Annotated in this window: 20 protein-coding genes; 16 read left to right on the top strand and 4 right to left on the bottom strand. The window is 74.2% G+C overall.

Features of this window, described 5'->3' with window-relative positions:
• Positions 1-159 precede the first annotated feature (159 nt).
• The 4 genes from AB0C78_RS01960 to AB0C78_RS01945 all read left to right on the top strand — a co-directional run bounded on the left by AB0C78_RS01960 (position 160) and on the right by AB0C78_RS01945 (position 6,673).
• Positions 160-1,119, top strand: a complete 960-nt coding sequence (locus tag AB0C78_RS01960) for a hypothetical protein (RefSeq protein ID WP_360740655.1) — start codon at positions 160-162, stop codon at positions 1,117-1,119.
• Between the two features lie 283 nt (positions 1,120-1,402).
• A complete protein-coding gene (locus tag AB0C78_RS01955; RefSeq protein WP_171064042.1) occupies positions 1,403-1,618 on the top strand; it encodes a WhiB family transcriptional regulator in 216 nt (71 codons plus the stop codon).
• A gap of 233 nt (positions 1,619-1,851) precedes the next feature.
• Positions 1,852-5,226, top strand: coding sequence for a glycosyltransferase (locus tag AB0C78_RS01950; RefSeq protein ID WP_360740653.1), 3,375 nt, complete (start codon positions 1,852-1,854; stop codon positions 5,224-5,226).
• A gap of 1 nt (position 5,227) precedes the next feature.
• Positions 5,228-6,673 (top strand): DUF5719 family protein, encoded by a 1,446-nt coding sequence (locus tag AB0C78_RS01945; protein ID WP_360740651.1) that lies wholly within the window; start codon positions 5,228-5,230, stop codon positions 6,671-6,673.
• A gap of 23 nt (positions 6,674-6,696) precedes the next feature.
• On the opposite strand, the gene AB0C78_RS01940 is transcribed toward AB0C78_RS01945, so the two are convergent.
• On the bottom strand, positions 6,697-7,125 hold the full coding sequence (locus tag AB0C78_RS01940; protein ID WP_360740649.1) for a metallopeptidase family protein: 429 nt from the start codon (positions 7,123-7,125) through the stop codon (positions 6,697-6,699).
• A gap of 265 nt (positions 7,126-7,390) precedes the next feature.
• Between AB0C78_RS01940 and AB0C78_RS01935 the strand changes: the two genes are divergently transcribed.
• From AB0C78_RS01935 to AB0C78_RS01905, 7 genes are all read left to right on the top strand, one after another.
• The gene (locus tag AB0C78_RS01935) at positions 7,391-7,768 is read left to right on the top strand and encodes a DUF3499 domain-containing protein (RefSeq protein WP_192808627.1); all 378 of its coding nucleotides are present in this window, start codon (positions 7,391-7,393) and stop codon (positions 7,766-7,768) included.
• Positions 7,769-7,908: 140 nt separating this feature from the next.
• Positions 7,909-9,264 carry a phosphomannomutase/phosphoglucomutase gene (locus tag AB0C78_RS01930; protein ID WP_360740647.1) on the top strand — a complete coding sequence of 452 codons (1,356 nt, stop codon included), beginning with the start codon at positions 7,909-7,911 and terminating at the stop codon, positions 9,262-9,264.
• 26 nt (positions 9,265-9,290) lie between these two features.
• Complete coding sequence (locus AB0C78_RS01925) at positions 9,291-9,473, top strand: Trm112 family protein (protein ID WP_151538645.1); 183 nt, start codon at positions 9,291-9,293, stop codon at positions 9,471-9,473.
• Positions 9,470-10,606 (top strand): bifunctional phosphoglucose/phosphomannose isomerase, encoded by a 1,137-nt coding sequence (locus tag AB0C78_RS01920; protein WP_360740645.1) that lies wholly within the window; start codon positions 9,470-9,472, stop codon positions 10,604-10,606. The genes AB0C78_RS01925 and AB0C78_RS01920 overlap by 4 nt, the downstream gene beginning before the upstream one ends.
• Positions 10,607-11,569: a cation diffusion facilitator family transporter gene (locus AB0C78_RS01915; RefSeq protein ID WP_360740643.1), complete on the top strand. Its 963-nt coding sequence runs from the start codon at positions 10,607-10,609 to the stop codon at positions 11,567-11,569.
• Between the two features lie 438 nt (positions 11,570-12,007).
• A complete protein-coding gene (locus AB0C78_RS01910) occupies positions 12,008-13,636 on the top strand; it encodes a histidine kinase (protein WP_360740641.1) in 1,629 nt (542 codons plus the stop codon).
• A gap of 36 nt (positions 13,637-13,672) precedes the next feature.
• A complete protein-coding gene (locus tag AB0C78_RS01905; protein ID WP_151538643.1) occupies positions 13,673-14,344 on the top strand; it encodes a response regulator transcription factor in 672 nt (223 codons plus the stop codon).
• 26 nt (positions 14,345-14,370) lie between these two features.
• On the opposite strand, the gene AB0C78_RS01900 is transcribed toward AB0C78_RS01905, so the two are convergent.
• The gene (locus AB0C78_RS01900; RefSeq protein WP_360740639.1) at positions 14,371-15,045 is read right to left on the bottom strand and encodes a hypothetical protein; all 675 of its coding nucleotides are present in this window, start codon (positions 15,043-15,045) and stop codon (positions 14,371-14,373) included.
• A gap of 64 nt (positions 15,046-15,109) precedes the next feature.
• Positions 15,110-15,475 (bottom strand): MerR family DNA-binding transcriptional regulator, encoded by a 366-nt coding sequence (locus AB0C78_RS01895; RefSeq protein ID WP_151538641.1) that lies wholly within the window; start codon positions 15,473-15,475, stop codon positions 15,110-15,112.
• 227 nt (positions 15,476-15,702) lie between these two features.
• Between AB0C78_RS01895 and ahcY (AB0C78_RS01890) the strand changes: the two genes are divergently transcribed.
• The 3 genes from ahcY (AB0C78_RS01890) (at position 15,703) to AB0C78_RS01880 (ending at position 19,040) form a co-directional block, all read left to right on the top strand.
• Positions 15,703-17,133: an adenosylhomocysteinase gene (ahcY, locus tag AB0C78_RS01890; protein ID WP_151538640.1), complete on the top strand. Its 1,431-nt coding sequence runs from the start codon at positions 15,703-15,705 to the stop codon at positions 17,131-17,133.
• A gap of 68 nt (positions 17,134-17,201) precedes the next feature.
• Positions 17,202-18,458 (top strand): adenosylhomocysteinase, encoded by a 1,257-nt coding sequence (ahcY, locus tag AB0C78_RS01885; RefSeq protein ID WP_360740636.1) that lies wholly within the window; start codon positions 17,202-17,204, stop codon positions 18,456-18,458.
• Between the two features lie 3 nt (positions 18,459-18,461).
• Complete coding sequence (locus AB0C78_RS01880) at positions 18,462-19,040, top strand: hypothetical protein (RefSeq protein ID WP_360740634.1); 579 nt, start codon at positions 18,462-18,464, stop codon at positions 19,038-19,040.
• On the opposite strand, the gene AB0C78_RS01875 is transcribed toward AB0C78_RS01880, so the two are convergent.
• Positions 19,041-19,916, bottom strand: coding sequence for a LysR substrate-binding domain-containing protein (locus tag AB0C78_RS01875; RefSeq protein ID WP_360740632.1), 876 nt, complete (start codon positions 19,914-19,916; stop codon positions 19,041-19,043).
• A 102-nt stretch (positions 19,917-20,018) separates the two neighbouring features.
• On the opposite strand from AB0C78_RS01875, the gene AB0C78_RS01870 reads away from it, so the two are divergent.
• Together AB0C78_RS01870 and AB0C78_RS01865 are read left to right on the top strand one after the other, a co-directional pair.
• Positions 20,019-21,275, top strand: a complete 1,257-nt coding sequence (locus tag AB0C78_RS01870; protein ID WP_360740630.1) for an MFS transporter — start codon at positions 20,019-20,021, stop codon at positions 21,273-21,275.
• A gap of 78 nt (positions 21,276-21,353) precedes the next feature.
• Positions 21,354-21,818, top strand: coding sequence for a helix-turn-helix domain-containing protein (locus tag AB0C78_RS01865; RefSeq protein WP_360740628.1), 465 nt, complete (start codon positions 21,354-21,356; stop codon positions 21,816-21,818).
• The last annotated feature ends 36 nt before the right edge of the window (positions 21,819-21,854 follow it).

The following is a 21,854-nucleotide window of genomic DNA, read 5'->3' as shown; positions in this document are numbered from 1 at the left end:
GGGCGCCGGATGGGCGGCTCTCGACGCGCAGTGCACGTTTCGCGTCCGCGAACCGCGCCTTTCTAGCGGTTTGGCGTGCCGCGGGGGACAGAGACGGGGCCGGGCGGGATGTGCAAAGCTTTGCGTGTCATCCGATTGCCTCGGTCTGGAGAAGTCACCGTGAACAAGGAAGCCGTCCAGCGCCTGCGCGAACCGGCCGCCTGGGTACTGCTCGCCTCCGCGGGCGTCCAATTGCTCGCGGGCATCATCCTGCTGCTCGGCGGCGGCGGTGCCTTCACCTACCGTGCGCTCGCGGCCGCCCAGGACACCCTGTTCACGCAGATCGTCTGTGTCGGGCTGGTCGTCCTCGCGGTGCTGCTGACGACCTGGGGCGCCGCGACCCCGCAGGCGCGCACCATCACCATGGGCGGGCTCGGCGTGCTCGGCGTCACCGCCCTGTTCGCCGTCATCTCCTGGCTGAGCGCGATGGCCGCCGACGGCGCGAGCGCCCTCAGCAAGCTCGCGGTGTTCCTCGCCGGCGGCGGCAAGATCGCCGTGATCGGCGTCGGCGCCTGGTTCGTCTTCACCGTCTTCCAGGGCATGCAGCCGGCCCGCCCGCAGCCGCAGATGCAGCAGGGCTACCCCGACTTCGGCTACCAGCAGGGGCAGCAGCAGTACGGGCAGCAGGGCTACGGCCAGCAGCCCTACCAGCAGTACCAGCAGTACGGCCAGCCGGGCGCCGAGGGCCAGCAGTACGGCCAGCAGGGCGCGGAGGGCCAGCAGGCCGCGCAGCAGCAGTACGGCCAGCAGTACGGGCAGCAGCAGTACGGCCAGCAGCAGTACCAGCAGTACGGCCAGCCCGGGCAGGCGCAGCCCGGCCAGCCCGGCCAGCCCGGCCAGACCGGACAGCCGCAGGCGCAGCAGCCGGGGCAGCCGCAGGGGGGCGAGCAGCCGCAGCAGCAGCCCGCCGACCAGCAGGAGGAGATGGGCGAGTGGACCCGCGCCTACGGCGGGTCCGGCCAGGAGGGCGCGGGCCAGCAGGGCCCGCAGGGCACCCACCCGGGGCAGCCGCAGGGCGAGCAGCGGCCCGACGAGGGCGGCGACTGGTACCGCGACAACCGGCCCCCGCCGCCGCAGTGACCGGCGCCGGTCAGCGCGGCGATCCGCCGCGCTGACCCGCCGATTAACTGATCTTCATCTGAGGATCGGCGAGGGGTTCACCACATAACCCGCTATGTCGCCCTGGAAACTCGTTCCGCTTGACGGGGCGGGCGCTACACGCGTGTAATTTCGTCGGTGTAGTTTCAATGCCTTCCCGGGGGAGAGATCTTGAGGACGGCATTGACCAGGGGGTTCCACGGGCAGGAGGTGCGCTGTGAGCGAGGTCGTCATCCCGCTGGCGCACGGCACAGACGGCGAAGAGATGGGCTGGCAGGAGCGCGCACTGTGCGCGCAGACGGACCCGGAGGCGTTTTTTCCGGAGAAGGGCGGCTCCACTCGCGAGGCCAAGAAGGTGTGCCGGGCATGCGAGGTGCGGACGGAGTGCTTGGAGTACGCGCTGCAGCACGATGAACGTTTCGGTATTTGGGGGGGACTGTCCGAACGCGAACGCCGCAAGCTGAAGCGCCAAGCCGTCTGACGTCCACGACCCGCGGGTCACCGGCCGGCCGGTTCGCGGGCGCCGAAGGGGAGCGGCGCCGCGCTGAGCCCCTCCCGGACGCCCGCGGCGGCCGGGCCGGCGCCCGGATCCCGGGGATCCGGAGCGTGCCCGCCCGGCCACGCGTACAGTAAGCAGCCGTGCCGATCTGATGGTCGGCACGGCTGCTGCATTCCAGCAGGGAACAACCCGTCGTCCCACAGATCGAGCGATCCTTGGCCCCCACACTCGATCGCCACGTCGTCACGGCGGTCCTCGTCGCCCACGACGGCGCGCGCTGGCTGCCCGAGGCGCTCAAGGCGCTGCTGACGCAGGCGCGGCCCGTGCAGCGCCTCGTGACCGTGGACACCGGGAGCCGCGACCGCGGCCCCGCCGTCCTCGCCGAGGTGATCGGCGGGCACGACGTCCTCACGCTGCCCCGCACCACCGGCTACGGCGAGGCCGTCGCGGAGGCGCTGCGCCAGGACGCCGCGTCCGCCCCCGTCCCCGACGACGAGCCGGGCACCCCGAGGTCCGAGTGGATCTGGCTGCTGCACGACGACTCCGTGCCCGACCACGACGCCCTCGGCCACCTGCTGCGGACCGCCGAGTCCGACCCGGGCATCGCCGTCGTCGGACCCAAGATCCGCGACTTCGCCGACCGGCGGGTGCTGCGCGAGACCGGGACGTCCGTCGACGCCGCCGGGCGCCGCTGGACCGGCGTCGACCGCCGCGAGTTCGACCAGGGCCAGCACGACGGCGTCCGCGACGTGCTGGCGGTGTCCAGCGCCGGGATGCTGGTGCGGCGCGACGTGTGGGACCGGCTCGGCGGGTTCGACGTCGAGTACGGCATCTTCCGCGACGACCTGGACTTCTGCTGGCGGGTCCACGCGGCCGGGCACCGGGTCGTCGTCGCGACCGACGCGGTCGTGTACCACGCCGAGGCGGCGCGGCGGGGGCTCCGCGAGATCGGGATGACGTCGGAGCATCCGCTGCGCCGCGACCGCCGCAACGCGCTGTGGACGCTGCTGGCGAACCAGCCGTTCCGCGCCATGCTGCGGTCGCTGGTCCGCAACGTGTGGGCGTCGCTGCTGCACGCGCTCGTCCTGACCATCACCAAGCGGCCCGCCGTCGCGCGCGCGGAGCTCGCCGCGCTCGCCGACGTGCTGCGCGATCCGGGCCGGCTGCGGCGGGCGCGCGCCGTCCGCGCCGAGGGCCGGGCGCGTGTGCACCGCAGCGTGCGGCGGTTCCAGCCGCGGATGGTGGTGTTGCGGCGCGTCGCCGAGGCGGTCTCGGAGTTCTTCGCCGCGCACGAGCACGAGCGGGAGTCCGAGGACGAGATCACCGACGAGCCGGGCCCGATCCGCCGGCTGCTCGCCCGTCCCGGCGTGCTGCTGGTGCTGGCGCTGGCCGCCGTCACCGTCGCGGCGGAGCGGTCGCTGATCACCGGCGCAGCGCGGCTCGGCGGCGGCGCGCTCGTGCCCGCGTGGGGCGGCGCGAGCGACCTGTGGGACCAGTACCTGTCAGGTTTCCACCCGGCCGGGCTCGGGACCGGTGCGGGCAGCCCGCCGTACGTCGGGTTCCTGGCGCTGCTGTCGACGGTCCTGTTCGGCAAGCCGTGGCTGGCGGTCGCGGTCCTGCTGCTCGGCAGCGTCCCGCTCGCCGGGCTCACCGCCTACCGCGCGTCCCGCGTCCTGGTGCTGGAACCGCCGCGGACCGGCCGCCGCGCGCGCGCCGCCGGCCGTCGCGTCCCCGTCTCCGCCGTCCGCGTGTGGTTCGCCGCCGTGTACGCGCTGCTGCCCGCGGCGACCGGCGCCATCGCGGGCGGACGGATCGGTACCGCGGTCGTCCTCGTCCTGCTTCCGCTGATCGCGGTGCAGGTCGCCCGCATGTACGGGCTGCCGCGCTTCGCCGCCGACCCCGCCACGCTGCGCAAGCGCGCCGGGCGCGCGGCCTGGGCGGTCGCGCTTATGCTGACCGTCGCGACGGCCTTCGTCCCGCTCGCGTGGCCGCTCGCGCTGGCCGGCGGCGGCCTGGTGTGGGCGCTGTTCGACCGGCGCCGCCGGCAGGACCGCCGCAACCTCGTCATCGCGCTGGCCGTCCCGCCGCTGCTGCTGTTCCCCTGGACGATCGGGCTGCTGCTGCACCCGTCGCGGTTCCTGCTGGAGGCGGGGCTGCACCGGTCGTTCGACCCCGCGACGGCCGCCGAGTTGCTCGCCATGAACCCGGGCGGCCCCGGCACGCCGGTGTGGTGGACGTTCGCCGGGCTGTTCGCGGCCGCCGTGTGCGCGCTGCCGCTGCGCGGCCGCCGCACCGCCGTCCTCGCGGGCTGGCTGCTCGCCGTCGCCGGGCTGCTCGTCGCGATCCTCACCGGCGCCGCGACCGTCACCAAGGGCGCGGGCGCGGCGCCCGCCTGGCCCGGCGTTGCGCTGATCTTCGCGGGCGCGGGGGTGCTGCTGGCGGCGACCGCCGCCGTCCAGCGCGGCACCGAGGTCCTCGCCGGCAAGCACCTGATCTACAGGGCGGGCGGCGCGGTCGTCGTCCTCGCCGCGCTCACGGCGCCGCTGCTGGCGGCGGGCGCGTGGGTCGCGCGGGGCGCGGGCGGGCCGCTCGGCACGGTCGGCACGGACACCGTCCCCGAGTTCGTCAAGGCGCCGGGCGGGCCGCGCACCCTCGTCCTGCACGGCGCCCCGTCCGGACGCGTCTCCTACACGCTGCTGCGCGGCGACCGGCCGAGGCTCGGCGAGGCCGAGACCTTCGCGGACGGGCCCGGCGCGCGGCGCCTGGACGAGCTGGTCGCGGGCCTCGCCGCGAACCGGGAGGGCGACGACGGCCCCGCGCTGTCGCGGATGGGCGTCCAGTACGTGCTGGTGCCGCGCCCCGGTTCCGACCCGGTCACCAAGGTCCTGGACGCGGCGCCGGAACTGTCGCGCCTCAGCCGGACGGGATCGTTCGCGGTGTGGCGGCTGCAGGCGAACTCCGCCCGCATGATGCTCGTGCAGGGCTCCACCATCACGCCGCTGCGCGCGGGCAAGATCGATGCGCGCGTGCGCATCCCCGCCGGTACCGGCGCGCGCACACTGCTGCTCGCCGAACCGGCCGACGGCGGCTGGAAGGCGGAGCTGAACGGCCACGGCCTCAAGTCGCGGACCGTGGACGGCTGGGCGCAGGGTTACGACGTTCCTACGTCCGGCGGCGAGTTCACCCTGACGCGCGGTATGGCGATGCGGCACACGTGGCTCGTCATACAAGGTGTGGCCGTGCTGCTGGTGGCCGTTCTGGCGCTGCCGGGCGCGCGCGCCGAGACCCTCGTTCCGGGCGGCGACCGCAACCGCGAGCGCCGCGAAGGGCGAGGCCGCCGCGGCAGGCGCGGCGCGCGCGGCGCACGCGGCGGGCATCGCGCCCGCGTCCGCCACGAACCGGCACCGGCCCCGCCCGCGGAGGCACCGGCCCTGCCTGCGGAGGCACCGGCCCTACCTGCGGGGGCATCGGAACCGCGTGCCGAGCCCGCTTCCGAGGCCGCTTCCGAGCCCGCGCCCAAGGCCGAGCCTGCGCCGAAGCCAGAGGCGGAGCCCGCGCCGGAACCCGTGGCCTCGGAGGAGCAGAGCTGACATGGACAGAGTGCTGAAGCTCCTCGGCATGCGCTACGCCATCGCCGCCCTCGTCCTGGTCGGCCTCGCCGCCCTCTACGGCGCGGCGTCGTTCTCCCGGCCCGGGAACGCCGTGGAGAAGGGGCGCAGCGAGCCCGTCAACGCCGCCGTGATGGTCTGCCCCGGGCACGAGGGCGGCCGCGTCAGCGTCCAGTCCCTCCCGCAGAAGCGGACCGGCGGCCGCCTCGACGTGGCCGGCACCCGCGGCGGGTCCCCGCTCGCCTCCATGACCGCGCCCGGCCAGGGCTGGGACAAGGACATGGGCACCACCGAGGACTCCTTCACCGTCCGGGCCACCGGCGCCCTCGCCGCCGGGCTCGAGGCGGAGCAGACCACCTACTGGCCTCGCGGCGACGACCGCGGCCTCGCCGGCGACCGCTGCGCCCGCCCCGGCACCGACCTGTGGTTCCTCGGCCCCGGCCCGCTCGCCGCCGACCGGCTCGACCTGTACCTCACCAACGTCGACGCCCAGCCGGCGTCCGTCGACGTCACCGGCCTGTCCGGGGAGGGGCCGCTCGACACCACCGAGGGGCGCGCCACGCCCGTCGCGCCGTACAGCACCAGCGTCATCAAGCTCGGCGGGCAGCCGGAGGGGCTCGGCGACATCGTCAAGACCGCCCGCGACCTCGCGCTCAACGTGCACACCACCGCCGGACGCGTCGCCGCGTCGTTGCGCGTCCGGATCGGCAAGAAGAAGGGCGTCGAGTGGCTGCCGCTGTCGCCCGAGCCCGCCGGATCCGTGGTCGTTCCCGGCGTGCCCGGCGGCGACGGGCAGCGCAAGCTGCTGGTCGCGGTGCCCGGCGAGGCCGACGCCCGGATCAGGGTGCGGGCCGTCACCGCCGACGGCGCGTTCGCGCCGCAGGGCCAGGACACCGTGGAGGCGCCCGCACAGAGCGTCACCTCCGTCGACCTCGCCGGCGCCCTCTCGGGCCGCGCAGCCGCCGTCCGGCTGGACTCCGACCGGCCGATCATCGCCGGCTTCTCCGCCGCGCGCGGCGCCGACGTCGCCTACGGCACCGCCACCGAACGGCTCGGCGGCGCGTCCGGAGCCTCCGCGGTCGTCTCCGACGACCGGTACGACACGTCCGTCGTCCTCACCGCGCCCGCCGGCCGCGCCGCCGTCCAGATCACCACGATGGACGCGCAGGGGAAGGGCGCACCGCAGAACGTCGAGATCGGCGCCGGACGCACCGTCGAGACCAAGCTCGCCGCGCCCCAGGGGAGCGGCGACAAGGGCTACGGGGCCGTGATCACGGTCAAGCCGGGGTCGGGCCCGGTCTACGCGGCCCGGATCATGGCGAAGGGCAAGGGCGACGGCTACCTGTTCACCGTCCTGCCGCTGATGCCCGCGCCGACCGCCGTCCGGCTCCCGCCCACCGGCGACAGCCAGACCGCCCTCATCCGCTAGCCGTACGCCGGCCGGTCGTCCCGCTAGTCGTCGGGGGAGTCGTAGCTCGGGTCGACGGACTCGGGGGAGAGGCCGAGGAGGTCGGCGACCTCCTCCACCAGCAGGTCGCGCACCAGCCGGCCGAGCTCCTGCTCGCCCGACGCGCGCGCCTCCACGGGACGCCGGAACACCACGATCCGGACGGACCGGCCGGCCTCGCCCGGGACGGTCCGGCCGAGCGGCACGGGACCGTCGAACCACGGCTCGACGTCCGGCACCTCCTCGACGCCGAACTCCACACCGGACAGCTCCCGGCCCCAGCGCGCGCCGAGCCGCCGCACCTCGTCGTGGACGAGGTCGTCGAACTTCTCCGCGCGGGTCCGCGAGACCGGCGCCTGCGGGGGCGTCAGAGGGCCACGGAGGCCGCGACCGTGCCGATCGCGGCGCCGTACGCCTGCCACACGGGATCGCACCCCCTCAGGTTACCTCCCGCCGCACGCGAATCCCGGCCCCCGCACCAGGAACACCCGCCTCCACCCCCGGAACACCATCGTGGCGCCCCGGACAGCGACATCGTGGCGCTCAGGACAGTGGCATCGCGGCGCCCGGCCGGCCGCCCCACGGTGAGGGTTCGGGACCACACGGAATGTAGTTGTTACCCCGGAAATCGGCCGGTAACGGCGACACGTGCGCCCGGGTGGTGGCGGCGGCGCCGGGAGCGAGGTACGGTCGGCCATCGTGAGCCCCGTCCGCACCTGCTCCCGCACCGCCTGCAAGGCGCCCGCAGTCTTCACGCTCACGTACGTCTACCGCGACTCGACCGCTGTTCTGGGGCCCCTCGCCACGTACGCCGAGCCGCACTGCTACGACCTGTGCGCGGAGCATTCGGAGCGGCTGACCGCCCCCATGGGCTGGGAGCTCGTCCGGCTCCCCGTCGAGGAGGAGACCGAGCCGAGCGCCGACGACCTCGAGGCGCTCGCCGACGCCGTCCGCGAGGCCGCGCGGCCCGCGCCGGGCGCCGGCCAGGAGCCGGTCGGCCAGGGCACCGAGGTCGGCCGCCGCGGGCACCTGCGGGTGCTGCGCTCCGAACCGGCGGGCACCCAGCCGCAGGAGTGACCCCGCCGCAGGAGTGACCGCCGCGGGAGTGGCCCGGGTCACGCCCGCGACCGGCACCGGCTCGGGCCGCCGCCGCGCTTCCCGGTAGGCTCGGTTGTCCCGCCGACTTTCGGTCATCACTTGCGTACAGGGGAGCAGGAGTGGGCGACCTCGCCAAGATCTTCAAGGCGTACGACATCCGCGGCGTCGTGCCCGACGAGCTGGACGAAGCGGTCGCGGAGGCGGCCGGCGCGGCGTTCGTGCGGGTGACCGGGGCGGACGCGGTCGTCACCGCGCACGACATGCGCGAGTCGTCCGGGCCGCTCGCCGCCGCGTTCGCGCGCGGCGCGACCTCGCAGGGCGCGGACGTGGTCGAGGCCGGCCTCGGCTCCACCGACATGCTCTACTACGCCAGCGGCGACCTCGGGCTCCCCGGCGCGATGTTCACCGCCAGCCACAACCCCGCCAAGTACAACGGCATCAAGCTGTGCCGGGCGGGCGCGAAGCCGGTCGGCCGCGACACCGGCCTCACCGAGATCCGCGAGATGATCGAGAACGGCGTCCCGGCGTACGGCGGCGAGCCCGGGACGGTGTCGCGGCGCGACGTGCTGCACGGCTACGCCGAGCACCTCAAGACGCTGGTCGACCTGTCCGCGATCCGGCCGCTGAAGGTCGTCGTCGACGCGGGCAACGGCATGGGCGGGCACACCGTCCCGGTCGTCTTCGAGGGGCTGCCGATCGACCTCGTCCCGCTGTACTTCGAGCTGGACGGCACCTTCCCCAACCACGAGGCCAACCCGATCGAGCCGGAGAACCTGCGCGACCTGCAGGCCAAGGTCCGCGAGACCGGCGCCGACATCGGCCTCGCGTTCGACGGCGACGCCGACCGCTGCTTCGTGGTCGACGAGCGGGGCGAGATCGTCGCGCCGTCCGCGATCACCGCGCTGGTCGCGGTGCGGGAGCTGGCCAAGCACCCGGGCGCCCCGATCGTGCACAACCTGATCACCTCGAAGGCCGTCCCGGAGATCGTCACCGAGAACGGCGGGTCCCCCGTGCGGACGCGGGTCGGGCACTCGTTCATCAAGCAGACGATGGCGGAGACGGGCGCGGTGTTCGGCGGCGAGCACTCGGCGCACTTCTACTTCCGCGACTTCTGGTTCGCCGACTCCGGCATGCTGGCCGCGCTGCACGTCCTCGCCGCACTGGGTGAGCAGGACGGGCCGCTGTCGGCGCTGCTCGGGGAGTACACCCGGTACGTCGCGTCCGGCGAGATCAACAGCGAGGTCGCCGACCAGGACGCCGCCGCCGGCAAGGTCCGCGAGGCGTTCGCCGGCCGCCCCGGCGTTACGATCGACGAGCTGGACGGCCTGACCGTCGGGGACGAGGCCGCCGGATGGTGGTTCAACCTGCGGCCGTCCAACACCGAGCCGCTGCTGCGCCTCAACGCGGAGGCCGGCGACGAGGCCACCATGGCGGCGATCCGCGACGAGGTCCTGGCCATCGTGAGGGAGAAGTGACCCGGCGTGAGAGAAGTGATCCTGTCATGAGCATGAAGCTGGACGACTGGCTGCTGGAGATCCTGGCCTGCCCGAACTGCGGCGGCGAGCTGCGCGCCGACGACGCGGCCGCCGAGCTGGTGTGCACCGGCTCCTGCGGCTACGCCTACCCGGTCCGCGACGACATCCCCGTCCTCCTCGTCGACGAGGCCCGGGCCCCCGCTTCGTGAGCACGCTGGACCCCGCCCGGCTGGAGGACGCGCAGGACGTCGAGGCGTCCGATCCGGGCGGGATGCTGCGCCAGGTCGCCTCGTCCGCGGCGCAGATCCGGGAGGCGCGGCGCGCGGCGGAGGAGGCGGGCGTCGCGGCGCTCGCCGAGGACGGCCGCCCCCGCGCGATCGTGGTCACCGGCATGGGCGGCTCCGGGATCTCCGGGGACGTGCTCGCGGCGGTGTGCGGGCTCGGCTGCCCGGTCCCGGTCACGACGGTCCGCGGGTACCGGCTGCCCGGCTGGGTCGGCGCCGCCGACCTGGTGATCGCGGTGTCCTGCTCCGGGGCGACCGAGGAGACCCTCGAGGTGGCGGCGCAGGCGGCCCGGCGCGGGTGCCGGCTGCTGTGCGTCGGCGGCGCGGGCTCCCCGCTCGCCGACCTCGCCGCCCGCAGCCGCGGCCTGTTCGTGCCGGTGCGGTCGGCGGGGCAGCCGCGGTCGACGCTGTGGGGGCTCACGGTCCCGCTGCTCGTCGCGGCCCGCGCGCTCGGCCTGACGGACGTCCCCGACGCGGTGCTGGAGTCCACGGCGGCGCGGCTGGAGGACGTCGCGCACCGGTGCCGTCCGGGCAGCGAGCCGTTCGTGAACCCGGCGAAGCGGATCGCGCTCGACCTCGCCGGCGACGTCCCGCTGGTGTGGGGGACGTCGCCGCTCGCCGAGACGGCCGCGTACCGGATGTGCTGCCAGCTCAACGAGAACGCCAAGTACCCGGCGGTCGCCGGCGGCCTGCCGGAGGCGGACCACAACCAGGTGATGGCGTTCGACGGCTTCTTCGCGGGCGGCGGCTCGCCCGCCGATCCCGACGACTTCTTCCGCGACCGCGCCGAGGACGCGGAGCACGGGCTGCACCTGGTCGTCCTGCGCGACACCGAGGAGCATCCGCAGACCGCCAAGCGGCGCGCGGCGTCCGTCGAGATGGCCCGGGACCGGGGCGTCGCGGTGACGGAGATCCTCGCCGAAGGGACCCATCCGCTCGAGAGAATCGCGACAATGATCGCGTTGGCGGACTATGTCACGGTTTACTTGGCCATCACGCTGGGCGTCGACCCGACGCCCGTGCCGGCCATTCAAGAGCTCAAAGCGAGGATTGCCTAGATGAGTGCTGAGGGTGGGACGAAGGCCATCATCGCGGCCCTGGCCGCCAACCTCGGAATCGCCGCGTCCAAGATGGTCGCGTTCGCGTTCACGGGTTCGTCGTCGATGCTGGCGGAGTCGATCCACTCGGTCGCCGACTCGGGGAACCAGGGCCTGCTGCTGCTCGGCCGCAAGCGCTCCGAACGCGACCGGACGCCCGAGCACCCGTTCGGCTACGGGCGGGAACGGTACTTCTACGCGTTCGTCGTCGCGGTCGTGCTGTTCACCGTCGGATCGGCGTTCTCGCTGTACGAGGGCTACCACAAGATCTCGCACCCGGAGGACGTGGAGTCGCCGATCTGGGCGTTCGCGGTGCTGATCATCGCGATCGGGATGGAGGGCTTCTCCTTCCGCACCGCGATCAAGGAGTCGAACACGCTGCGCGCCGGGAAGTCGTGGTGGGCGTTCATCCGCCGCGCGAAGGCGCCGGAGCTGCCCGTCGTCCTCCTGGAGGACATGGCGGCGCTCGTCGGCCTGGTCCTGGCGCTGTTCGGCGTGTCGATGGCGGTCGCGACCGGCGACGGCCGCTGGGACGGCATCGGCACCGTCGCGATCGGCGTGCTGCTCGGCCTGGTCGCCACGGTGCTGGCGATCGAGACCAAGAGCCTGCTGATCGGCGAGGGCGTCGACGCCGAGCAGGAGAAGCGGATCATCGACGCGCTGGAGTCGGTGGAGCAGGTCGACCACGTCATCCACATGCGGACCGAGTACCTCGGCCCGGAGGAGCTGCTGATCGCCGCCAAGATCGCCGTCTACCATGACGACACCGCCGCGGAGGTGGCCCGCGGCATCGACGCCGCCGAGGCGAAGGTCCGCGCGGTGATCCCCGAGGCGGGGATGATCTACCTGGAGCCGGCGCTGGACGAGGCGGACCGCCGCAACGCCGCCAAGCCCGCCGGGAAGGCCACCGGCGAGAGCGTGTGACGTGCGACGGCGGGCGGCCCTCATCGGGCGGCCCGCCGACGGTCGCGGCCCGTGCCGGCCCTCTGCGGGCCGTCGCGGGCGGCCGCACGGGATCCCTCGCCGGGCGGCCGGCACCGGATGCCGGCCGAACCCCAGCCCAGGCGAGACCGGCGAGTGCCTCCGCGGAGGCGGGCGGCGCGGCCGTCCGGCGAGGTGCTTCCCATGCTTCCCCGCCCGGACCCCTGAAACCGGGCGGTTGGCGTGACCGCGGCAGCCCCGCCGAACCCCCTACGTCGGCGGCGCCGCCGTCGCGGTCACGGTTAAGACATTACGTCTCCGCCGGTCGTCCGCACGTCCCCCGCAAGGAGGGATCGGGGGTCGTCCTCCAGGGGGATTCAGGCCGCGCGCATACCACCGCACGGTGAGGTCATGAGCCCGACCAGCGGTCAGTATTGAGGAGTGAGCACCGATGACAAGGCCCGGACCGGACCCGACCCCGCGGGGTTCGGCCCAGCCCTCGCGCACCAGGCGTGGCGGCTGTCCGGCCGGATCGTGGCGGGGGTGGGGCAGCTGCTGCTCTGGATCCTCACCGGCATCGGGCACCTGCTGCGGCCGCTCGCCGTCAAGCTCGGCGCCCGGCTGAACGGTGCGGGCCGAGCGCCCGCCCCCGGCGCGCCGGGGATTCCGCCGGGCGCCGCGTCGCGTCCCGCCGGTGAGACGGCGCCGCTGCCCCGCTGGATCAACACCTGGACCGACTTCACCGGCGCCTGGTACTTCGCGCCCCTCACCGGCCTCGCGCTGACCATCGCCGCGCTGGCCGAGCTGGCGCCGAGCACCGGGTCCCCGCTGAGCCTCGCCGGCGGCTTCGCGGTCGCCTCGACCGTCCCGCTCGTCTGGCGCCGCGAGAACCTGCGCCCCGTCGCCGCCGTCGTCCTCGGCGCGTTCGCGGCCGGGCTGCTCACCGGCCAGCAGCTGCTGATCACCACCGCGTTCGCCGCGCTGTACACGCTGTACGCGCTCGGACGGCAGCTGCCCCGGCAGTCCGCGGGCGTCCTCGCGGCCGGGAGCGTCGCCACCGTCGCCGTCGTCTACCTCGCCACGGGCACGCTCGACGACGTCCCGTGGCCCGCCGCGGTCGTCGCCGTGCTGGCCGCCATCGGCCTCGGCGACGCGCGCCGCGCCGTCGAGTCCGCCGGACGCACCGAGGCGGAGGCGGAGGAGCGCACCAACGAGACCCTCACCCGGCTCACCGCCGTCCAGCGCGAGCAGGCCGTCATGCGTGAGCGCGCCCGGATCGCCCGCGAGCTGCACGACGTCGTCGCGCACTCCGTCTCCATGATCGCCGTGCAGGCGGAGACGGCCCCGTACACGATGGACGACCTGTCGCCCGAGGCCCGCGCCGGCTACACCGAGATCGCCAAGACGGCCCGGGACGCGCTGGTCGAGATGCGCCGGCTGCTCAGCGTGCTGCGCGCCGACGCCAAGCCCGAACCGGACGCCGCGAACTCCCCGCAGCCCCGCCTCGACCGGCTTCCCGACCTGATCGAGCAGCACCGCGGCGCCGGCGGCGCCGTCGACCTCGCCGTGCACGGCGACCCGCGGGCGCTGTCCACGACCGTGGAGCTGTCGGCGTACCGGATCGTCCAGGAGGCCCTGACGAACGCGCGGCGGCACGCGCCCGGCGCGGGCGTGCACGTCGACCTCACCTTCCTGCCCGACCGGCTCGCGGTCCGCGTCCGCGACGACGGCGCCGCCGGGTCGACGCGGCTGCTGAACCGCGACGATCCCGCCGCCCGTACCGCGGTACTGGACCTGGCCGGCGCCGGCCCGGCCGGTCCGACCCGGCTGGAAGGCGCGCCGCCGCGGCCCGGCGGCCCCGGAGGCTCCGGCCCCGGAGCCTCCGGCGGCGGGCCGGGCGGCGGACACGGTCTCGTCGGCATGCGGGAACGTGCGACCATGCTGGGCGGACGGTTCTCCGCCGGCCCGGCGACCGAAGGCGGGTTCCTGGTGGAGGCCGAACTGCCGCTCACGAGGGAGGGGAATTCCACCAGTGGACACGGTTCCGAGGCGCCCCCCGGCCGCCGCTGACCGCGCTCTCGCCCGCCCCGGGACGGGGACCCGCCGGTGATCCGGGTACTGGTGGCGGACGACCAGACCATCGTCCGCGCCGGGTTCGCCGCGCTGCTGGACGCGCAGGACGACATCACCGTCGTCGGCGAGGCCGGCGACGGGCGGCAGGCGGTCGCGCTCGCCGAGCGGGGCCGGCCCGACGTCGTCGTCATGGACATCCGGATGCCCGGCATGGACGGCATCGAGGCCACCCGCCGGATCCTCGCGCAGCCCGGCTCCGAGGGCGTCCGCGTCCTCGTCCTCACCACCTTCGACGTCGACGAGTACGTCTACGAGGCCCTCGCCGTCGGCGCGTCCGGGTTCCTGCTCAAGGACGCGACCGCGGACGAGCTGGTCTCCGCCGTCCGGGTCGTCGCGCGCGGCGACTCGCTGCTGGCGCCGCAGGTCACCGGGCGGCTGATCCGGGAGTTCACCAAGCAGCGGCGGAGCCGGCCGCAGGCGCCGTCGGAGCTGTCCACGCTGACGGCCCGGGAGAACGAGGTGCTCGTGCTGATCGCGGGCGGGCTGTCCAACGCCGAGATCGCCGCGCGGCTCGTGGTCAGCGAGCACACGGTCAAGACGCACGTGGCGCGGGTCTTCACGAAGCTGGGCCTGCGCGACCGCGCCCAGGCGGTCATGCTCGCCTACGAGTCCGGTGTGGTCGTCCCAGGAGAGAACGCGACCTGATCAGCGGCCCGGCTAGGCCCTTGGCTTCAGGCGGGCGGGTACGGTCCCGGCTGGGCGGGCGGTGCGGGGAGGTCGGCGGGCCGGGCGCTCGGCGGCGGCGGCGCGGCGTGCGGCGGCTGGGCGGTGCCCGGGTGCGGCGGATAGCCGGAGCCTCCGTGTGGCGGGTACGTGCCCGCGCCGGGCGGCGGGTAGGCGGGGCCCGGCTGTGGCGGATACCCGGGAGCCGGTGGAGGCGGGTACGAGCCCGGCGGGGCGGACGGCTGGTACGAGCCCGGCTGCGCGGGCGGTGCGGGCGGGTACCCGGACGGCGGGCCACCGTGCCCGGGGCTGCCGTGGCCGGGGGTGACGTATCCGGGGCCGCCCGGGGCGGGATACCCGTGCCCCGCGGCGGGACCGGCCGGGTACGCCGCCGCGGCCTTGCGGCGGCGCGTGAGGGCCGGGCCGAGGAAGAGCACGCCGCAGCCGATCGCCAGCAGCGGCCCGACGATCATCATGATGACCGCCTCGCGGCCGTCCTTGGACTTCTGCTCGTCATAGGACCGGTCGGTGGCGCGCCCCTTGCGGATCGTCGTGCAGGTGTCGCCCGGCGACATCACCCGCTCGCCGCACTTCACCGTGTCGCCCGGCATCGACGCCAGACCGCCCACGAACAGCCCGATGCCGAGCACGAGGCCGAGCACCCCGTAGAGCCAGTTCTTCACGCGCCGTCTCCCGTCCGTCCAGCGGGATGGTAGTGGGTGCCGCCGACGGAACGTGAGCCGGCCGCTACCGGCGGCGCAGGAGCCGCAGTGCCTTCTCCTTCTCGAAGTCCAGCGCCCGGGCGGGCGGCGCGGACAGCCGGCCGATGCGTTCGCCCAGCTCCCGGACGTGCGCCTGGACCTGCGGCTCGGCGAGCACGCGGAGCCCGAACGCCAGCTCGGCGGGACCGACGTCGTAGCGCTTCTCCAGCGCCAGGGCGAGCGCGACGGCGCGCAACTCGGCGTCGCCGAACCGCCGGTGGCCGCCGCCGCGCCCGGTCCCGCCGCCGGACGGGGCGGTGTCGCGGGTCGCGGGCAGCAGCCCGAGCGTCTCCCGGTAGCGGAGCATGCGGGGCGAGGTGCCGAGCCGCCGGGCGGCCTCCGTGATGCGCATGCGTCGATTCTGACAAATCCGTGTCAGAAATGCGCCCCCGATCGTGCCTCCGGACCGTCCCCGCCCGTAGACTCGGCCGGGTCGGCCGGCCCGCGGGGCCGGTCCTCGCGGACGAACGACGCGACCCGCGGGCACCAACGGACCTGCCGCGCACGGGCGGACCTGCTGCAAAGCGGACCCTGCTGCGAGCAAGCAGACCGAGCAAGCAGACAAGGAGCAACGAAAGCATGGACTACAAGGTCGCCGACCTGTCGCTGGCGGACTTCGGCCGGCGGGAGATCCGGCTCGCCGAGCACGAGATGCCGGGCCTGATGGCGGTGCGCGAGGAGTACTCCGCCGCCAAGCCGCTGCGCGGCGCCAAGATCATGGGCTCGCTGCACATGACGATCCAGACCGCCGTGCTGATCGAGACGCTGGTCGAGCTCGGCGCCGACGTCCGCTGGGTGTCCTGCAACATCTTCTCCACCCAGGACCACGCCGCCGCCGCGATCGTCGTCGGCAAGGACGGCACCGCCGAGGACCCGAAGGGCGTCCCGGTGTTCGCCTGGAAGGGCGAGACGCTCGAAGAGTACTGGTGGTGCACCGACCAGGCCCTCCAGTGGCCGGACGGCTCCGGCCCCAACATGATCCTCGACGACGGCGGCGACGCGACCCTGCTCGTCCACAAGGGCGCCGAGTACGAGAAGGCGGGCGCCGTCCCGCAGGCGACCGAGGACGACCCGGAGGAGTGGGGCATCATCCTCGAGACCCTCCGCCGCACCATCGCTGAGAAGCCGGGCCGCTGGACCGAGACCGCCGCCGGCATCAAGGGCGTCACCGAGGAGACCACCACCGGCGTGCACCGCCTCTACGAGATGGCGAAGGCCGGCACCCTCGCCTTCCCGGCGATCAACGTCAACGACTCGGTCACCAAGTCGAAGTTCGACAACAAGTACGGCTGCCGGCACTCGGTCATCGACGGCCTGAACCGCGCCACCGACGTGCTGATCGGCGGCAAGGTCGCGGTCGTGTGCGGCTACGGCGACGTCGGCAAGGGCTGCGCCGAGGCGCTGAAGGGCCAGGGCGCCCGCGTCATCGTCACCGAGATCGACCCGATCTGCGCGCTGCAGGCCGCGATGGACGGCTTCCAGGTCACCACCCTGGACGACGTCGTCGACATCGCCGACATCTTCGTGACGACCACCGGCAACTTCAACATCATCTCGGCCGCGCAGATGAGCCGGATGAAGCACCAGGCGATCGTCTCCAACATCGGCCACTTCGACAACGAGATCGACATGGCCGGCCTCGCCAAGATCGAGGGCATCGAGAAGATCGAGATCAAGCCGCAGGTGCACGAGTGGCGGTTCCCGGACGGCCACTCGATCATCGTGCTGGCCGAGGGCCGGCTGATGAACCTCGGCTGCGCCACCGGCCACCCGTCGTTCGTCATGTCCAACTCGTTCACCAACCAGGTCATCGCGCAGATCGAGCTGTTCACCAAGACCGAGGAGTACCCGGTCGGCGTGTACGTGCTGCCGAAGCACCTGGACGAGAAGGTCGCCCGCCTGCACCTGGACGCGCTCGGCGTCAAGCTGACCACGCTCACCAAGGAGCAGGCCGCCTACATCGGCGTCCACGTCGAGGGCCCGTACAAGCCGGACCACTACCGCTACTGATCGCCTGTAGCGTTCGGACCGCCGCACGGCCCAGTGCCGTGCGGCGGTTTGTGCCTTGAGGGGGACGGATGAGCGATATCGCGGATGTGTCGCTGGCGTACGAGGGCGTCAAGCGGATCGAGTGGGCCGACCGGAGCATGCCGGTGCTGCGGCAGATCCGGGAGCGGTTCGCCAAGGAGCGTCCGCTGGACGGCCTGCGCATCGCGGCGTGCATGCACATCACGACGGAGACGGCCTGCCTGATCCGGACCCTGCAGGCGGGCGGGGCGAGCGTGGCGCTCGCGTCGTCCAACCCGCTGTCCACGCAGGACGACACGGCCGCCGCGCTGGTGCAGGAGGACGGCACGGAGGTCTTCGCGCGCGCGGGCATCGACCGTGAGGGCTATTACGCGCACATCCACCAGGCGCTGGAGACCGGCCCGGATCTCGTGCTGGACGACGGCTGCGACCTCGTCAACACGCTGCACATAGAGCGCACGGATCTGCTGCCCACGGTGAAGGCGGGCTGCGAGCAGACGACGACGGGCGTCATCCGCCTGCACCAGATGGCCCGTGAGGGCGCGCTCCGGTTTCCCATGGTCGCGGTGAACGACACCGATACGAAGCACATGTTCGACAACCGGTACGGCACCGGGCAGTCGACGCTGGACGGCATCGTGCGCGCGACCAACACGCTCCTGGCGGGCAAGACCGTGGTCATCGCGGGCTTCGGCTACTGCGGGCGGGGCCTCGCCGAGCGCGCGCGGGGACTGGGTGCTCGCGTGGTCATCACCGAGATCGACCCGGTGAAGGCGCTGGACGCGGCGCTGCAGGGCTTCGCCGTGCAGCCGATGGCGGAGGCGGCGGTGGACGGCGACGTGTTCATCACCGTCACCGGCAACCGCGACGTGGTGAACGCCGAGCACCTCGCCGTGATGAAGGACGGCGCGATCCTGGCGAACTCCGGCCATTTCGACGTCGAGATCGACGTGCGCGCCCTGGAGGAGATGGCGGTCGCGGTCCACCACGGCGTGCGCCCGCAGACGGACGAGTACGTCCTGGCGGACGGCCGGCGCCTGGTCCTGCTGGCGGAGGGGCGCCTGGTGAACCTGGCGGCCGCGGAGGGGCATCCCGCCGCGGTGATGGACATGTCCTTCGCCGACCAGGCCCTCACGTGCGCGTGGCTCGCGACGGCGCACGCGTCGCTGCCGGCCGCGGTCCACGACGTCCCCATGGAGATCGACACGGAGGTGGCCCGGCTCAAGCTGGCGTCCATGGCCATCTCCATCGACCTGCTCACCCCGGACCAGGAGGACTACCTGCACTCCTGGCGCATCGGGTCCTGACCCGTGCCGTCCGGGACGTACCTGCATCTCGACGAGGGGATCGAGGAGCGCTTCCAGTGCGCGCCCGGGCCCGGCGGCTGGCGCTACACGTCCCGGCGGGACGACGGCGTCCGGCTGGACCTCGTCGTGGACGCGCGCTGGCGGCAGATCCGCGTCGAGCTCGTCACCCCCGGCTGGTGGCTGCGCGGCGGGCTGACGGGGCCCGAACTGGCGTGGGTACGGGCGGCGGGGGAGAGCGGCACCGAGCACGGGGAGCGGGCGTCGGGCTTCGTGTCGGACTCGCCGGGGTTCCTCGTCGCGGTGGCGCGTTCCCTGGAGCTGGACGAGGGTGCGGCGGCGGACGTCCGCCTCGTCCGGTTGAGCGGGACGTCATTGTCGGCGCTGTCGGTGTCGTGGCGGTGGCGCCGGGGCCAGACGTCGAGTTACGAGACCGAGACGGAGCCGCTGCCCGTCTCGGAGTACGAGATCACGGACCTGTCCACGGGCGAGGTGGAGTCGCTCTATCTGGCCGGTGACGTCGCTGTGGCCGCTCCCGGCGTGGAGCTCACCGAACTGGGCTCCCCGCCGAACCTGCTCGTCTGACTACACGTCCGGGAGCAGCGCCAATAGGGCGTCGACCGCGGGCGGCAGGGGGCGCGCGGCGAGGGTGACCGCGACGAGGTCGCGGCGCAGCGGCGGATCGGTCGGGACGGCGGCGACACGGTCCGCGGCGTTCCGGAGGGCTTGGGGCGGCAGTAGCGACACGCCCAGCCCGTGACCGACGAGCTCCACCAGGTACTGGATGGTGTCGACCTCCGCGGCGACGCGGCGGTGGAGGCCGGCGGCGGCGCAGGCGGCGTCGATCTGGGCGCGCAGCGCCGAGTCGGCGCGGTACTCGACGAAGTCGCGGGACGCGAGCGCGGGGTCGGCGAGGCGGATCACGCTGCGCGCGGCCAGCGGGTCCGTGCGGGGGACGGCGAGGACGAGCCGGTCGCCGCCGAGCGGGTGCTCGGCGAGCCGGGGCTCGCCGGTCGCCCGGTCCACGAACGCGAGGTCGAGGCTTCCGGCGGCGGTCTCGCGGGCGAGGGCGGCGGCGCCCGCGTGCCGCAGCCGGAGGGCGACGCCGGGGTGGCGGCGCCGGTAGCGGGCGAGCAGCGCGGGCAGGTCGAGGACGCCGAGGGTCTGGATCGCGCCGATGGTCAGCCGGCCCCGCAGCAGCCCGCGGACCCCGGCGACCGCGTCGCGGCCGGTCTCCGCCGCGGCCAGCGCGCGGCGCGCGGACGGCAGCAGCGCGCGGCCCGCCTCGGTCAGCTCGACGCGGCGGTTGGTGCGGGTGAACAGCCGGGCGTCCAGCTCGCGTTCGAGCGCGCCGATCGAACTCGACAGGCTCGACTGGACGACGTGGACGCGCGCGGCGGCGCGGGTGAAGTGCAGCTCCTCCGCGACGGCGACGAAGTGCTCGAGCTGGCGCAGCTCCATGGATCGACTGTACCGATGATGAGCATGGGAATCATGCGTTGGACTGATGGTGGTGGTTCCCGCCACCCTGGGAAGGGTGCTTTGGGTGGAAGGAGAGGATTGATGGGGATTCGGGGGCACGGCCCGGGGCGGGACCTGCGGAGGGCCGCCGGCCCGGCGTGCATGGCCTACGCGTTCTGGGCCGTCATGCTCGGCACCACGCTCGCGACGCCGCTGTACCCCATCTACCAGCGGCATCTCGGCTTCGGGAGCCTGGTCACGACCGTCGTCTTCGCCGTCTACGCCGCGGGCGTGATGTTCGCGCTGCTGTTCGGGCGGTCCTCGGACGTGCTCGGCCGCCGCCGCGTGATGCTCGCGGGCGTGGCGGTCTCGATGATCGCCGCGGTGGTGTACCTGGTCGCGGAGGACGTCCCGGTCCTCCTGGCGGCACGGGTGCTGTCGGGTCTCTCGGCGGGGGTCGTCACCGCGACCGGGACGGTCACGCTGGTCGAGCTCGTCCGCCCCGAGCGCCGGGGCGCGGCGGCGCTGCTCGCGGCGGCCGTCAACATGTTCGGGCTCGGCAGCGGCCCGCTGCTCGCCGGGCTCCTCGCCGAGTACGCACCGCATCCGCTGGCGCTGCCGTTCGTGGTGGACCTCGTGGTGCTGGCGCTCGCGCTGGTGGCCGTGCTGGCGGCGCCGGAGACCGTGCAGGGCCGCCGGGTCGCGTGGCCGCGCGCGCAGCGCCCCGCCGTGCCGGCGGAGGTGCGGCCGGTGTTCGTCCCCGCGGCCATAGCGGCGTTCTCCGCGTTCGCGGTCTTCGGCCTCGTCACGGCGGTCGCGCCGGGGATCCTCGTCAACGTCCTGCACCGCCCGGACCGCGCCCTAGCGGGCGCCGTGGTCTTCGCCATGTTCGGCGCGTCCACGGTTGGGCAGGTGGTGTTCGCTAAGGTGCCGGAGAGGATCGCCCTGCCCGCGGGGTGCGCGGTGCTCGTCGCCGGGCTCGCCGCCATAGCCGGCGCGCTCCTGGCCGAGTCGCTTCCCCTCCTCATCACCGGCACCGTCGTGGTGGGCTTGGGGCAGAGCCTCGGGTTCCGCGCCGGGCTGGCCGCCGTCACCGCGGGCACCCCGGCCGCCCAGCGCGCGCAGACGGTGTCGAGCTTCTTCCTCACCGCCTATGCCGGGATCTCCCTCCCGGTGATCCTCGTCGGGGTCGCCGCTCAGGTGCTCGGGCTGCGCGGCGCCGCCGTGGCGTTCACCGGGGCCGTCGCGGTGCTGGCGCTGGCCGCGCTCGCGGCGCTGCTCCGGCTGGAGCGCCGCCCGGCGTCCCGGGACGGGCGGCGGTCCGACCGCCGCCCGGCGCCGCACCACGCCGGCCGCTGACCTGCCGGCCCGCGGGCCGCCGCCCCACTGACCGGTGGCCCGCTGACCGTTGTGCTCTCCGATGGTTAGTGTGGCGGCATGCCGAGACCGCCGCGCACCCGCAGACCGCGCCCGGGGACGCCGGGCCGCTCGCCCCTGGCCTGGCTTCCCGACGGGAGGCCCGCCGACGTCTACAGCGCGCCGTGCCCGTCCCGCGCGGCGCTGGACCGGATCGCGGACAAGTGGACGGCGCTGATCGTGGGCGCCCTCACCGCCGGGACGCGGCGCTTCTCCGAACTCCGCGCGGAGATCGACGGCATCAGCGACAAGATGCTCACCCAGACGCTCCGCAGCATGGAGCGCGACGGGCTGGTGGCCCGGCATGTGCATCCGACGGTTCCGCCGAAGGTCGAGTACCGGCTGACGGACCTCGGCCGGACGCTCGAGGAGCCGCTTGCCGCCGTCCGGGACTGGGCGGAGAAGCACATCAACGAGGTGGAGCGGGCCCGCCTGGAGTTCGACTCCGGCGGGGGAACGCACTTGCAAGTGCGTACTTCCCAATAGTTAGTGACTCTCCAATAGTGGGTGCAACGGCCCCCG

The sequence above is a fragment of the Actinomadura sp. NPDC048394 genome, from assembly GCF_040651755.1.
In the GTDB taxonomy this organism is placed as follows: domain Bacteria; phylum Actinomycetota; class Actinomycetes; order Streptosporangiales; family Streptosporangiaceae; genus Spirillospora; species Spirillospora montaniterrae.
Note: the sequence above shows the minus strand (reverse complement) of the source record. Positions and strands in the feature narration are given on the sequence as shown.

Coding starts and splice junctions, on each gene's coding strand:
- AB0C78_RS01955 (WP_171064042.1), top strand. CDS start 1,403: ATGGGCTGGCAGGAGCGCGCACTGTGCGCGCAGACGGACCCGGAGGCG.
- AB0C78_RS01945 (WP_360740651.1), top strand. CDS start 5,228: ATGGACAGAGTGCTGAAGCTCCTCGGCATGCGCTACGCCATCGCCGCC.
- AB0C78_RS01925 (WP_151538645.1), top strand. CDS start 9,291: ATGAGCATGAAGCTGGACGACTGGCTGCTGGAGATCCTGGCCTGCCCG.
- AB0C78_RS01915 (WP_360740643.1), top strand. CDS start 10,607: ATGAGTGCTGAGGGTGGGACGAAGGCCATCATCGCGGCCCTGGCCGCC.
- AB0C78_RS01895 (WP_151538641.1), bottom strand. CDS start 15,475: ATGCGCATCACGGAGGCCGCCCGGCGGCTCGGCACCTCGCCCCGCATG.
- ahcY (WP_151538640.1), top strand. CDS start 15,703: ATGGACTACAAGGTCGCCGACCTGTCGCTGGCGGACTTCGGCCGGCGG.
- ahcY (WP_360740636.1), top strand. CDS start 17,202: ATGAGCGATATCGCGGATGTGTCGCTGGCGTACGAGGGCGTCAAGCGG.
- AB0C78_RS01875 (WP_360740632.1), bottom strand. CDS start 19,916: ATGGAGCTGCGCCAGCTCGAGCACTTCGTCGCCGTCGCGGAGGAGCTG.
- AB0C78_RS01870 (WP_360740630.1), top strand. CDS start 20,019: ATGGGGATTCGGGGGCACGGCCCGGGGCGGGACCTGCGGAGGGCCGCC.
- AB0C78_RS01865 (WP_360740628.1), top strand. CDS start 21,354: ATGCCGAGACCGCCGCGCACCCGCAGACCGCGCCCGGGGACGCCGGGC.